Source organism: Acetobacter estunensis, assembly GCF_011516945.1.
In the GTDB taxonomy this organism is placed as follows: domain Bacteria; phylum Pseudomonadota; class Alphaproteobacteria; order Acetobacterales; family Acetobacteraceae; genus Acetobacter; species Acetobacter estunensis.
This window is the reverse complement of record NZ_WOTH01000002.1, coordinates 78680-92162: the sequence shown is the minus strand read 5'-3', so window position 1 is coordinate 92162 and position 13483 is coordinate 78680. Positions and strand designations below refer to the sequence as shown.

11 protein-coding genes are annotated in these 13483 nt (G+C 59.5%); 7 read left to right on the top strand and 4 right to left on the bottom strand.

What is annotated here, in order from left to right:
• Nucleotides 1–76: 76 nt before the first annotated feature.
• From GOB87_RS01580 to GOB87_RS01550, 7 genes are all read left to right on the top strand, one after another.
• The gene (locus GOB87_RS01580; protein ID WP_166312789.1) at nucleotides 77–1471 is read left to right on the top strand and encodes an MATE family efflux transporter; all 1395 of its coding nucleotides are present in this window, start codon (nucleotides 77–79) and stop codon (nucleotides 1469–1471) included.
• A 138-nt stretch (nucleotides 1472–1609) separates the two neighbouring features.
• The gene (locus tag GOB87_RS01575) at nucleotides 1610–3937 is read left to right on the top strand and encodes a cache domain-containing protein (RefSeq protein ID WP_166312788.1); all 2328 of its coding nucleotides are present in this window, start codon (nucleotides 1610–1612) and stop codon (nucleotides 3935–3937) included.
• A gap of 74 nt (nucleotides 3938–4011) precedes the next feature.
• A complete protein-coding gene (locus GOB87_RS01570) occupies nucleotides 4012–4902 on the top strand; it encodes an MlaE family ABC transporter permease (protein WP_166312882.1) in 891 nt (296 codons plus the stop codon).
• Between the two features lie 12 nt (nucleotides 4903–4914).
• The gene (locus tag GOB87_RS01565) at nucleotides 4915–5637 is read left to right on the top strand and encodes an ABC transporter ATP-binding protein (protein ID WP_166312787.1); all 723 of its coding nucleotides are present in this window, start codon (nucleotides 4915–4917) and stop codon (nucleotides 5635–5637) included.
• Nucleotides 5637–6590, top strand: coding sequence for an MlaD family protein (locus GOB87_RS01560; RefSeq protein ID WP_166312786.1), 954 nt, complete (start codon nucleotides 5637–5639; stop codon nucleotides 6588–6590). The genes GOB87_RS01565 and GOB87_RS01560 overlap by 1 nt, the downstream gene beginning before the upstream one ends.
• Nucleotides 6587–7528, top strand: a complete 942-nt coding sequence (locus GOB87_RS01555) for a hypothetical protein (protein ID WP_242006093.1) — start codon at nucleotides 6587–6589, stop codon at nucleotides 7526–7528. Before GOB87_RS01560 ends, GOB87_RS01555 begins: the two co-directional genes overlap by 4 nt.
• A complete protein-coding gene (locus GOB87_RS01550) occupies nucleotides 7525–7719 on the top strand; it encodes a hypothetical protein (RefSeq protein ID WP_166312785.1) in 195 nt (64 codons plus the stop codon). The genes GOB87_RS01555 and GOB87_RS01550 overlap by 4 nt, the downstream gene beginning before the upstream one ends.
• A 9-nt stretch (nucleotides 7720–7728) precedes the next feature.
• On the opposite strand, the gene GOB87_RS01545 is transcribed toward GOB87_RS01550, so the two are convergent.
• From GOB87_RS01545 to GOB87_RS01530, 4 genes are all read right to left on the bottom strand, one after another.
• Nucleotides 7729–9192, bottom strand: a complete 1464-nt coding sequence (locus tag GOB87_RS01545) for a SulP family inorganic anion transporter (RefSeq protein WP_166312784.1) — start codon at nucleotides 9190–9192, stop codon at nucleotides 7729–7731.
• 63 nt (nucleotides 9193–9255) lie between these two features.
• Nucleotides 9256–10884, bottom strand: coding sequence for a tetratricopeptide repeat protein (locus GOB87_RS01540; RefSeq protein WP_264805506.1), 1629 nt, complete (start codon nucleotides 10882–10884; stop codon nucleotides 9256–9258).
• Nucleotides 10885–10900: 16 nt separating this feature from the next.
• On the bottom strand, nucleotides 10901–11491 hold the full coding sequence (locus tag GOB87_RS01535) for a CarD family transcriptional regulator (RefSeq protein WP_166312783.1): 591 nt from the start codon (nucleotides 11489–11491) through the stop codon (nucleotides 10901–10903).
• Nucleotides 11492–11716: 225 nt separating this feature from the next.
• On the bottom strand, nucleotides 11717–13441 hold the full coding sequence (locus tag GOB87_RS01530; protein WP_242006101.1) for a porin: 1725 nt from the start codon (nucleotides 13439–13441) through the stop codon (nucleotides 11717–11719).
• Nucleotides 13442–13483 lie beyond the last annotated feature (42 nt).

The window sequence follows — 13483 nt, the reverse complement described above, 5'->3', positions numbered from 1 at the left end:
TTTCGTTCCCAGAAAGCGGAAAGCGTTCGCCTTCACAGTGTGAACGATTGTGTGGGTGCGGAGAAACGGGGAAGCCGTGAGCGGAAAAACGGGCATTTCATCTGATAGTGCGGGCGATGAAATCGGCCTTGCCGCTAAAGGGACCAACGAAACCGTTCTGCGTCCGTTCCTCGTCTTCATGCTGCCGGTCATGCTGGATTGCGTCCTTCAGTCACTCGCCGGGACCATCGGAAACGCCTATGTCGGGCATATGCTGGGAACGCGCGACCTCGCGGCGGCCAGTACATTTTATCCGCTTCTGTTGCTGCTCGTGTCCTGCGGCGTCGGGCTAGGGACCGGGGCAAGCGTTTTGGTGGGACAATTATGGGGAGCAGGCCGTCCTGAACATGCCCGACCCGCTGCGGCTGCCGCCCTTGGGATTGCACTGGGCGGGGGACTGGGGATTGGACTTGGCGGTCAGTTTCTGGTGCACAGGATTCTCCTGTTGCTGCATGTGCCAAATGACGTGCTGTCAGATGCGGCCAGCTATTGCGCCTTTCTTCTGGCAGGAAGTCCGGCGCTTATCATTCTGGTGACGACAGCCATCACCCTGCGTGGAGCGGGGGACAATATGCGCCCACTTATGATGATGGGCATCCAGATTGCTGTTGCTCTCGTGGGGACGCCACTGTTTCTTGTAATGGGCTTCGGATTGGGAGGAGCCGCAGCCGCCACCATTGCGGGGTGGATATTGGCGCTTGTTTTTGTCGGCATCTCACTCCGGCACGTCGATCATCCTTTGGCGCCCACAAGGCAGATGCTTCGTGAAATGCTGCCTGAAAAAAAGATTTTCCTGTCCGTTCTGCGACTGGGGCTGCCGGCCATGGTGGAAGTCATGACTATGGGACTGGCCGAAATTGCGCTGGTGGGGCGCATCAACGGTTTTGGCTCAGACATGACGGCTGCCTATGGGCTTTTTACGCAGACCCTTACCTATATTGAGTATCCGGGTATGGCGGTGGGCATCACGGTCTCGGTGTTGACGGCGCACGCCATCGGCGCACGAAATGAGAAAAGGGCGCGTGCAGTGCTCCGAACGGGTTTTATGATCGGTTTGGTGCTGACGGGCGTTTTGGCGTTAGCTGTTTCCTTCGCTCCCACTACCGTTTCACTGCTTTTTACATCCGATCCTGCGGTTATCGCTCTGGCCACTCACGCTTTTCAGGTGGTCATGTGGAGCGCCGTTCCTCTTGCTCTTGGGGGGATTCTCGGTGCCGCCATGCGTGCTAGCGGAGACGTGATGGCACCGATGTCGATCATGCTGGGATGTGTGGTGCTGGTCGAACTGCCGGTTGGTTATTGGTGCGCCCATCATTATGGCGCATGGGGCGTCTGGCTGGGCTATCCGGCCAGTTTTTCCACGCTGTTCCTGTGCATTGCGCTCTATTGGGCGGTCGTATGGCGACATCGTCCACTGCTTCCCCTGAACTGATCCTGCCGTTGTCGCTCACGCAGGAGCGGGTCCCCCTGATGGTGGATGACCTTTCGAAGGTTTGGTAATAATGTGTTCATGATCGAATGATCGTGGCGAGGATTGTCCTCGCGCGCATGGCATGGGGATGCAGGACTTTTGGCGGCCAACGAGATAGTCGACCCCACGGAACAAAATGACGCCTCTCTGCGGCAGAAGCTGCTCCAGGTCGTTGTTCCGGTTCTTGGGGTGCTGCTGATCCTTGTGGCGATTGGCGGAATTGGTCTGCACACCTACCGCACTACGCGCACCGGCGTGCTGCAACTGACACACCGTCTCCTGCAATCAGTACAGCGTTATGTCGTACAGGATGTCACGGCATATATGGGCGCTGCGACACTGGGCGGAAGTTTCGCTCAGGATTTCATCAGCCATGCGCCAGCGGCCTTTACGCAGGGCGCCTTCTATTCCTATGGGGCCACCATGCTGCGGCTGGTGCCGCAAATACAGTCCTATTACCTCGGCGATGCCAATGGCAATTTCCTGCTTGTGGAACGCGATCCTGCCGGAAAGGGGCTGGAATACACCCAGCTCAAAACCGTTGGCGGTCACAAGATCTTCCATCATGACTTTCGTGGCACTGATGGCAAAATCATACGCAGCGAAGAAAACGACGCTGAGAACTACGATCCCCGCACTCGCCCTTGGTATGCGAATACAATAGAGAAGAAGAGCTTCGCTTGGACGTCACCCACCATCTACGCCACCACGAAGCAGCTCATCGTGACAGGTTCCGTACCATTGGTTGGCACGGATGGAATCCAGCGCGTTTTTGCCATCAATATCTCGCTCAATCAGCTCAGCCAGTTTCTGGACAGCCTGAAAATCAGCGAAAACGGCAATGCAATGATCCTCGACAGTCATGGTCGGATCATTGCTGGGCACGGCTTCGAACAGATTGTCGCGCGAGCTGGTGGCGATCCGTCACGTATGACACTCGATCCGGCGACCGAAGGCACATTTCGACGGGTCTATGACCAGTATCGGGTGCGCGGGGCCGGCTCACATCCTTTCCAATATGATGGACGCAATTATATCGGAATGGCGCAGGATCTGCCGGGATCGGACAGTTGGGTTCTGCTGATCGTGGCACCGGAGAACGATTTTGCCAGTTTTGCCCGACAGAGCGGCCGGGAAGGACTGCAATTCTCGGTCGTCATTATCGTGCTGGCTTCCCTGCTGGCGGGATTGCTGGCCCGACAGAGCCGCCGCACCGAACGTGTCACGCGCGAACTGCGTCATGAACGTGACCAGACCAACTCGGAATCGGCGGCCTTGCGGCAGATCGCGGAGACACCGGGCATCCTCGATCCGAAAGACGAAGCGCTCGTGCTGACCGAGGCGATGGCGCGCGTGGGCGGCGTTCAGCGTGCCGCGCTCTGGCGTCTGGTGCATGATGGGACGGCACTCATCTGCGAGGACAGTTTCGATACCCGTCAGACGGCTCATGCGGGCGGTTTTGAGATATCCCGTCATGAAATGGAGGATTTCTTCAAGATCGTGGACGCCGGTGTGCCGGTAACCGTGACTCACGCCGGGTCCGATGAACGCACAGCCCCGTTTGAACGGCTGGTCATGCGGGATGCGGTCACGCAATCTCTGATCGTTCACCCCATCCGTGGCACGGTAGGCGGTCGGTCGGAAATTCTGGGCATGATCACGCTTGAGAACGCGAACTTCGCGCCTCATCTGGTCTATTTCCTCGACATCATTGCGGGCATTGCCGCCATCCGGTTTGGCGCCATGGGCACCACCGGCACAACTGGCAACGAGGCGAGCGGCAGCGATACCCTGCCTGCGTCTCCCACCGCGCTGCCCGAGCCCCGTTTCGACGAATCGCTGATGCAGCCGCCTGTTGCCGCTGGTGAAATCGGAAAAGGGCTATTCCCCAGTGTCGCCGTCATGGTCATCACCTTCACCGATCCGGTGATGGAAGCGGAAGACGAGGGGTCTGCCGTACTGCCGCTGATCGATCGTATCGCGGGCGAAGTGCAAGCCATCGCGCGCCGCTATGAGCTGTTTTCGGTCAAGGTTGCGGGGCATCGACTGATCTGTGTTGCGGGCTGCACGAAAGACGCGGATCCGACCGCGATCTGGCGTCTTGCCGAAGCCGCACTGGTGTTGCGCGAGACGTGCATGATGCTTCTCTCGCAGGCCAATATCGAACCGATCTTCAGCATCGGCATGGATTTTGGTCCCGCGATGGGCGGAGAACTCGGTAACGATCCCAAATCGTTCAACTTGTGGGGCGAGACTGTGACTCTGGCCGAACTCATGGCGCAGGGTGCGCCGGATGTGGGCACGATCGAAGTCACGGAACGGGTGTATCAGGCGCTTCGTGACCACTATCTGTTCCGCAGTCGTGGCTCTTTCTATGCGCCACGCTCAGGCATAGGGCGGGTCTACGTACTCGCGACACGCCGGTGACACAGGATCCTGAAAACCCGAAAGGGCCGGAAGGCGCATCGTCGCAACAGGACAACCCGCCGCCTGCGGGGGCAGTGTTGCCCGATAATCAGGAGGACATCTCCTTCGGTTTGGGGGCACCGCCTGCGACGTTCCATCAGGATGACGACGATCATTCCCGCAAAGCGACGCTTAGTGAGAGATTCGTCCATTTTCTTGGCTGGCTTGGCGCTCTGGTACGTCGGCAGGTGTGGTTCCTGCTTATCATGCTGGGCACGCTGTGGGGTGTGATCCGCGAAAGCTGTCGTCCCAACAGTTGGCGTCGCACGGTGCGTTATGAATTCCAGATGACGCTGGGCGATGTGGCGGGTGGGGGCCTGCTGAGTACCGCCGTGACGGGTGCGCTGACAGGTGTCGGCGTGGTGTCACAGGCGATTTACTGGCTGGGCTTCGCCGGTATGGCGAAAATGACCGGGTCGGTTCTGGTTACCGTGATCGTGCGTGAACTGGCGCCGATCTTGGTCGGTGTGCTGATGCTCGGTCGCAGCGGGATGCTGTCGCTGGCCGAGATCGGCATGCTGACAACGGGCGGTCAGGTGCGGTCCATGCAGGCGGAAGGTCTCGATCCGTTCCTTCTGCTGGTTTTGCCGCGCACACTGGCCTTCATGGTCTCGGGCTTTACGCTTGGCATCATTTTCTCGCTTGCGTCACTGACCACCGGCTACATCATCAGTCGGGCTTCAGGTGCTCTCTCGAACTCACTGCTGTCGTTCTATTACGACGTGGTGATTGCCATGACGCCGCTGGACTATCTGCTCATTCCGCTGAAATTCGTGGTCGTGGGCTTTCTCGTGGGACTGGGCTGCTGTGTGAGCGGGCTGACGGCCTCCAAAGAGGACTCCATGCGTACCATGCTTCCGCGTGGTTTTTCCCGTGGCATGCTGATCGTCATGACAGTCAGCGTTTTGTTCAGTCTCAAGCTGTGAGGGGCGGGACTGATGAGTGACACAGGAACAACATCCGTGAATCGTCTGGCGGGGCCGATGCTGGAACTGGCGGATGCGACGCCCGTTTTCGATGAAAGCGGCATGCCGCCGACGCCACTGACGCTGCGACTGATGCCGGGCGAATGCGTGATCGTGGAGACGCGCGACATGACGCGGGCCACTGTCTTTGCGGATTTGTGCTCGGGTATGATTCATCTGCTCAAGGGCAACGTCCGGTTCATGGGACTGGACTGGACGGAGTTGAATGACCGGCGTCGCAACGCGTTGCGGGGGCGGATCGGCCGCATCACCCGCCGCGCGATCTGGAGCAACCTGTTCGGCACCCATGTCGCGATGATGCTCAAGCAGTTGCATCACACGACGATACCGTTGGAGACCGTCACGACGGACACCGAGCATTTGTGCGAGCGTTTCGGTTTGCCCGGCATTCCCACCGATGTGCCCGGCCGCCTTTCGGAAGCGGACATCGTGCGTGCGGCCTGTGTGCGTGCCTTTCTCGGCAAGCCGCAGCTCCTTCTTCTGGAAGACCCTCTGGAGACAAGCCCCGTGGATCTTTCGCAACCCTTTCTGGAATCCCTCACCGAGGCCCGAGACCGGGGGGCTTCCGCCATCTGGTTCGTACGTGACCCGACTGTGTGGCAGCGCTACCGACAGGCGATCAATGGCCAGTGGCGCCTTGCGGATGACGGACTCATGACGATACGGATGCGCTGATGTTTCAGATCAGGTTACGCCAGAAGGGCCGCCCCCTTATTCATCTCCGCTATGCCGATGAGTGGGTAGGCCTGCTCGTCCTGATCAGCATCGTCGTTTTTGCGGCGGCGGTGATTGAGGCCGGCGTGCTGAGCGACTGGCTGAGTCCGCCGGCACGGCTGCGAGTGGTGCTGCCCGAAACCGGTGTGGGCGGCCTTGCCGTTGGTGGGGATGTGCAGATCCTTGGCGCGCATGCCGGCACCATTCGCGGCATCAAACTCAATCCTACGGGGCGGATGTATGCGCTCGTTGACCTTGACCCACAGGTGGAGCCTTTCATCAAGCGCGACAGCACTGCTGTCATCCGCAAGCAGTTCGTAGTGGCGGGCGCGAGTTACCTTGATCTGACACGCGGCAGTGGTGAGGCGATGGACTGGAAATACGCCGTCATTAACGCCGTGACGGAACCCAGCCCCACCGACATGATCACGCAGACGCTCAAGAACATTCAGGCCGAGGTCATGCCGGCCATTGCCAGCGCCCGTCATATGATGGCGCAGCTCGATGACACGATTTCCGACATGCACGCGGGTAAAGGCAGCATCGGTCAGTTGATGACCAACGATGATCTGATCCGCAAGGCAGAGGGCACCATCGTCTCTCTCAACGACGTCATCAACCGTCTCAAACCGCAGGAGGCGCAGCTTCAGGCCATCCTGAAAAAGACGGACACCACCATGGCAAACGTGAAGTCCGCGACGCACGATCTCAAGACGGCCACGCCACGTCTGCCGTCGATCACGCGCAATGTGGATGATACGCTGGCCGATGCACCGGCGCTTCTGACGCAGGCGCAGACCACGCTCTACTCGCTCCAGAAGCTGACGGACCAGTTGCGCAGTCTCTGGCTGCTGGGTGGTCATAGCACCAGCCAGTCGGCCAAGAGGCTTCCTGCGCGGAGAGTCTCGCCATGAGTCCGATGAAATACCGGCTGCTGTTTGCGCTACCGCTTTGCGCCGCACTGGCAGGATGCAGCGGTGGCGGCAATCAGGATCAGGGCGTGCAGGTGCGCAATGCCGCATGGCAGCAGGCCATGGATGCGGGTCAGCAGGCGCTCGCCATCGGGCGTTATTCCGTGGCGGAGCGGGAATACCGCGAGGCGTCCCGCCTTGCGCTACGTGACGATGACCCGCAGGGTATTGCTGATTCCTCCTACAACCTCGCCGTGACCCAGCTTTCCGCCGACAAGCCGACCGATGCTCTGGAAACGGTGCAGAATGCGCGCGCCGCACTTGAGATACGTTCCGTCGGGATTCAGGCGCAAACGGCTGGAACGGAACAGAAAACAGCGGCAATGGGCACCAGCGCGCTCGATCTTGTGGCGGCTGGGGCCTATTCGCGGCTGGGTCGGCTGGCCGAAGCCGCCGATATGGCGCGACGGGCCGAACAATCCTCGGAAACCGATATCCGTCAGCGCGCGATGTTCATTGCCGGAATCGTGGCGGCTCGACGCTCGGATTCCGCAACACTTGCGGCCAGCCTCCAGAGTCTGTCGTCATTGCCTCAGCCTCATTCGCTCGATGTGCAGGGGGATGTGGTGGCCCTGCAGGCGCTGACACTCTTGCACACGGACCCGGCCCGCGCGCAGGAACTGGCGGCGCAGGCCGTGGAACTTCGCCGCAAGAATGGTGATGACCGAGCCATGATTCACGCGATGGCACTCGAAGCGCAGGCGGCGAAGGCGGCCGGACACCCCGAAGTGGCGTCAGCATTGCTCGCACGCGCGGCGCAGGGGCAAGCGGCCCGCAGCGCCACGACCGGACAGAATGATCCTCTGGCCATTCAGTATATGAGCGAAGCGGGACTTTCGCTGCCGCTCCAGCCCTTTGCGGTCAAGGAAACAGAAAAATGAATAGGAACCGCAAACAGCGTACGCGGCGGATAAAACAGGTCGTGTGGGGACTTTTTCTCGCTCTGCCACTTGTGGCGCTGGGAGCCTGTTCGAGCGACGATCCCAATCTGGACAGCGACACCCATTATCACGCCAAGCACTACAAGGGGCCGAAAATACCGTCGTGGTACAAGCCCCCAAAGACGCCCTGAGCGCAGATCTCAGGTGAGTGTCAAAGACGTGTGGCGTTCAAGGAACCGGGCGTCTTTTTCATCGAGACCTTCGAGACGAACATCATAGCCACGTCCGCGCAGTGTCGTGACGATGTTCTCCACGGCGCTTGTTCCGGTGATATCCCATAGATGAGCGTCATGCAGGTCGATCACGACCGGCCTGTGTCCCGGAGCGCTTTTCATGTCTGCACGAAGGATGGCGTCTTCAAGCAGTTCCGCCGATGCAAAGAAAATATCGCCATGCACCACATGGCGGATGGTGCCATCGCTAGGGTCGGTCCGCGATGTCACCCGCACCATGGCGGAGACATTCGAAGCGAAGAACACACCGCTCAGCAGCACACCCACAGCCACACCGGCCGCCAGATCGTGTGTCAGCACCACGACAATGACGGTGATGACCATCACGGTGCTGGCCAGACGCGGATGGACCACCAGATCTTTCAGCGATGACCACGAGAACGTGCTGACAGAGACCATGATCATGATCGCCACAAGGGCCGCCACCGGCACCCGTGCGACCAGCGGACGAAGCGCCACCATCAGTACCAATAGAAAGACGCCGGCCATCAGCGTGGAGAGACGCCCTCGGCCGCCGTAACGCACATTGCCAACCGTCTGACCGATCATGCCGCATCCCGCAATGCCACCGAACAGTCCTGCGGCAAGATTGGCCAGTCCGAGACCGATGGATTCACGGCGCTTGTTGGAAGATGTTCCCGTCAGATCATCCACCACACGCGCTGTCATAAGGCTTTCCAAAAGACCGACCATGGCCATGGCCAGCGCGTAGGGAAAGATGATTTCCAGCGTCTCGCTCGTGAATGGCAGGTGAGGGACGGTAAACGTCGGCAGCCCGTCGGGCAGATGCCCCAGATCGGCAACGGTGGCCACCGGCATGGGATGGAGGACGAGGATGCCTGTGAGCACGACGATGCAGATGAGAGGCGAGGGGATTGCCGTAAAGACACGCGGCACGAGATAGATGATGGCAAGACCGAGCGCGATCAGCGCCCATGTGTGCCATGTCACATGCTGCATATGTGGCAACTGGGCCGAGAAGATCAGAATAGCGAGGGCGTTCACGAATCCGGTCCGTACCGGCCGTGAGACAAATCGCATCAGCACATGCAGTTTCAGCAGACCGAAAACAACCTGAATAGCACCGCAAAGCAGCGTGGCCGCCAGCAAATAGGCCACACCATGGGCATGCACCAGACCGGCCGCGACGAGCGCCACCGATCCCGCAGCCGCCGAAATCATGGCCGGACGCCCGCCTGTAAACGCGATGACGATACTGATGACGAAGGAGGCATAGAGGCCGACGGAAGGATCGACGCCAGCCGCGAAGGCAAAGGCGATCACTTCCGGAATGAGTGCGAAAGTGGCCACCATGCCTGCAAGGCTTTCGCGAAGCGGATTGGCTTTCCAGCCAGTCGCGTCGTGGGTCATTGTCTGTTCCTGTATGTGGGGCGACAGAGGCCGCCAGTTTCTGGTTTTCCGAAGCGAAGAAAATCAGGCAGCTTTGCGGATGGCTGCCATTTCTCTCACACGCCGGGTGACGTTCTTCACCACGCTTTCCCAGTCCCTTGGACGGGGCTGACGAAAGATCGTGAGATCGGGATACCAGATGGAATCCGTGCGTCCAGACAACCAGCGCCAGCAATTGTCGAAACGGTCCATCAGTAGAACCGGTTTCCCCAGTCCTCCCGCGAGATGCACCACCGAAGTGTCCACGGACACGAGTACATCGATGCCCATGAGAAGGGCTGCTGTGTCGTCCATCGAGTGGACATGGGGCATGGGATTATAAAGCGTCATGCCGGCTGGAAGCATCGTTCCCTGTGTGGCGTAAGGGCCTTTCTGGAAACTGATGAGATTGATGCCGCGAAGCTTGGCCAGGGGTGCCAGTGTGGCAAGCGGCATGGAGCGCTTGCGATCGAGCATCATGGCCGTTGTCATATGGCGGCGTGGCGCACCTCCCCAGACAAGACCGACATTCAGTCGCCCATTCTGGGGAAGCAGCGGGGCGAAACGCTCCACCAGTTCTTCGTCCGCTTTCAGATAGGGAACAGGCGCTCCCATCGCGTCCGGCGTCGCCATGAAGACGCGCGGAAGGCTTATGAAAGGACAATGCCAATCGTAATCAGGGCATGTGCTCCCCATGTACACTTTTGCCACTCCCTCGACCCTGCGACACAGGGAGGCCAGAGAGTTGGGCACCCAGAGAGAGACGATCGCGCCACGTCGCGCAAGAGGCGCGATATAGCGGAGATACATCAATGTATCGCCCAAACCTTCTTCCTGAGTGATGAGGACGCGGCGACCGCGCAGATCCACATCGTCCGTCAGGGCCGGAAGCATTCTCTCGGGAGGAAGATTGGTGTGCCCCGGCAGTCTGAGCCGCCATTCATGCTCGGTCCACCCCTGCGCGAAACGTCCGGCCTTGAGCAGGGCAACCGAGTGATTCAGTCGAATGACGGCGTTACCGGGTTGCCGCTGAAGGGCAGTGCGATAGAGGGCGAGGGATGCATCGGGTTCGTTGAGCGCAGAGTGAATACAGGCAAGGTTGGAGAGAGCCACCGCATTGTCTGGTGTCATGTCCAGCACGGAGCGGAAAATGCGGCTGGCTTCCTCAATGTCTCCGCGCTCAAGAAGGGCAATGGCCTTGAGGTTCCGGGTATACTGGGCATGCGGCCGGATGGCGAGGCTACGATCAAGTATGTCCAGCGCTTCGTCATACTCGCCAAGATGGCTCAGAAGATCGCCCAGCGCGTCAAGGATACGTGGATCGTCCGGCACTCTGCGGACCAGCGCCCGCAGCACATTCAGGCTGTCCGCGCGCCGATCCAGTTGACCGAAAAGCGTTACGAGATCGCTGGCCGCATGACGTCCGCTGTCGTTGGACAGGCCAACCGCCATGAGGGACGTCGCCGCATGCTCATACTCGCCGCATCCAGCGTGGGCGCAGGCCAGCAAAAAATCCGCCCGGGCATTGCCCATGCCACCGAGAGGCAGAAGCACATCCCGGGTCGCCTGAAAATGTCCGGCTTTAAGTTCGACTTCAGTTCGACGCAGAAGCACATCCATGTCTGCGGCTTGCGGGAACGCAGGCCCGACAGGCTGCTCAGGAAATGCCACCACGTCGAACCTGTTCCGCTCAGGCCGCTTTCATGATCGCTGTGAGCGATTCCAGAACATCAGCGGGCTCTTTCTTTTCCAGAACGGCAACCTCAGCCACAAACCGTTCCTGGGCGGCCTCGAAAAGCTTGCGCTCGCTGAAGCTGCCATCCAGACTGTCAACGTTCCGGCGCAGGTCGCGCAGCACTTCGGCAATCTGCACAAGGTCACCGGAATTGATCTTTTCCTGATAGGCAACCGCGCGGCGGGCCCACATGCCCTTGCTCACATGCGGTTTGCCCTTGATGATCGCCATGGCCTTGTCCACGATCTCGCGGGAGACGATCTTGCGCAGACCGGCCTTGCGCGCCTTTGTCAGCGGGATGCGCAGGGTCATCTGATTACCGGGGAAGGAAATCTGGATCACTTCCAGCTTGGTCCCGGCGATCTCATCCACTCCGATACGATCGACGCGGCCCACGCCGTGTGCGGCGTAAACGATGGAGTCACCTTCCTGAAAGGGATCTTCGTCTTTTACCTTGGTCTTTGCCTGAGCAGCCGTCGTCGCGGCTGCTGTTCGTGCCATGGCGTCGGTGACGCCGCCTTTCGGTGGGGATCTGAATGTGCTCATGTTGCCTGTCTTTATCACAAAAACGCGCTCCTGTCTCGGGGGCGCCGCTCCCCTCGGACAGGCTGCCACGCAACGAATAAGTTCACGGTAGAGAAAAGGTTGCGCGCCGATTGGTGAAAATCAGACTTGCGATGAGAGTTATTGACAAACGATAGAGACAGGCTTGGTGCCTTTTAGCCCGATTGCTTAGGCCATCACATGCATCGTGTGGATGAGGTCAAATAATCAGAAGAACAGAACCGCACCAGCCGACATGGAGTTGTCTTTGCCCCGGTTGCCATTATGGGCAATGGATTCGGTATGGCTGTATTCTCCCACAAGCTGGAGCCAGTCCGTCAGCTTGTAAAATACGGCTCCAACCTCCGATTCATTGCGGCGCACAAGGATCGGATTGATTTCCTGCGGCCCGGAATAGAGGTTGCTGACGCCATAGCTTCCCGCAATGCGGAAGCGTTTATTGAACGAGTAGGTGGCCTGCACATAGTAACCTTCGGAATCGCGCTTGTGACCGCCCGGATCGATACCGTCAAAGAACAGGCCCGTCGTGCCAAGACCACTACCCCGATAGTAATAAGCGAGGCCTTCGAAGCCTTTGTAGTCCACTTTGGCGCCGACTTCCCCGGCTTCCACGGTCGCGCTGCGCTTGGCGCTTTCCGGAATAAAGGAGGAATAGAGCCGCTGCTGATGCTGGATCAGGAAGCCGGCCCAGAGATGCGTCTTGATCTCGCCAACCGTGAAATCATAGGTGACTTTGCCTTGGACCATAGGCGCGCCGTGATGTGTGGACTGCGCGGACAGGGCATCGGTGCCGCCGGCGCTATTGGTCACCCCGCCTGCGAAATTGTATTCATCCAGCGGTTGAAGAATGCCGATTGTTCCCTGAAAGCCGCTGATGGTCGGCGTCTGATAGGAAATCTGCGGAATCCAGTCGGCATAGAGATAGCCCACGCCGATGCGACCGAGCGATGTATTGCCCGGCGCGGAGTTGCCGCCGATTGAGCCAAGAGTGATGAGCGTGGCGTCAGACAGGATGGCGTCGGAGCCGAAGATGCCCAGATCGCGTCCGATCTTGATGGTGCCCATCTTCTTGTTGCCGAACGTCATGTAAACCTGACGAAAATCGATACCCGGCGTTCCAAGCGCCACCGCGCTACCGCCCGAATTGGCGTTCATGGCGCCGGGTTTATTGTTGTCCATGCCCGGATACATGCCGAACACAGCCTGAATGTCATAACCTTCCTGTCGCGTGCTGATCTTGGTGATCAGACCTGCCGGGAGATAGCCATTGCGGATGGCGGACGCATCGAACTTGCTGCCACCAGCACCGGCCGATGTGCCACCGGCCACCATTTTTCCGTAAGCATTGTCGTAAGTGTAGAACCCATTGACGAAGCCGGAGAAATTGATGTCCACCGGACCTGCATGGAACGTCAGCCCCTTGCCGGGAACATAATTGTCCATTCGGATAATGCTTGTGTCATGCATGGCCGCGCGGGCCGCGAGCATGGATTGTCGGGCGTCACGCGCGCTCGCCGCAGCACTGATGGCGGCATCGTTGGCATCGACGAAAACAGGTGTGACGTCTCCATCCGGGGAGGTGGCATACTGGCCCGTCACATGCCCGGCGCTTGCAAGACGTGTTCCCCCATTACGTGCAGCACGCAGGCGGGCAGGGGAGCCGGTGTCACGTGTGCTCTGGACAACACGCCGCGTCTGCGCCGCATCCTCGGCAATATGCCGCTGATGCTTGAGTTTGAGCGCCCCATATTCACCTTGAGTCAGGCTGCCTTTGACGCGCAGGATATCAAGCAGGTCCGTGTACTCATCAGCCCGCGCTGCAACGGGCGCGCCAAGAGCGAGAGAACCGACCAGAAGACCAAGCCCAAGCGGACGACCGAGGCGGGCGGAGAGGCTATTCTCCGTTTCAGCTATACGGAAACGTGACGCCATCGAAATGTCGATCAATTTGGTCCTCATTTCCGCTGCGCCCGC

Coding starts and splice junctions, on each gene's coding strand:
- GOB87_RS01565 (WP_166312787.1), top strand. CDS start 4,915: ATGAGTGACACAGGAACAACATCCGTGAATCGTCTGGCGGGGCCGATG.
- GOB87_RS01560 (WP_166312786.1), top strand. CDS start 5,637: ATGTTTCAGATCAGGTTACGCCAGAAGGGCCGCCCCCTTATTCATCTC.
- GOB87_RS01555 (WP_242006093.1), top strand. CDS start 6,587: ATGAGTCCGATGAAATACCGGCTGCTGTTTGCGCTACCGCTTTGCGCC.
- GOB87_RS01550 (WP_166312785.1), top strand. CDS start 7,525: ATGAATAGGAACCGCAAACAGCGTACGCGGCGGATAAAACAGGTCGTG.
- GOB87_RS01545 (WP_166312784.1), bottom strand. CDS start 9,192: ATGACCCACGACGCGACTGGCTGGAAAGCCAATCCGCTTCGCGAAAGC.
- GOB87_RS01535 (WP_166312783.1), bottom strand. CDS start 11,491: ATGAGCACATTCAGATCCCCACCGAAAGGCGGCGTCACCGACGCCATG.
- GOB87_RS01530 (WP_242006101.1), bottom strand. CDS start 13,441: ATGGCGTCACGTTTCCGTATAGCTGAAACGGAGAATAGCCTCTCCGCC.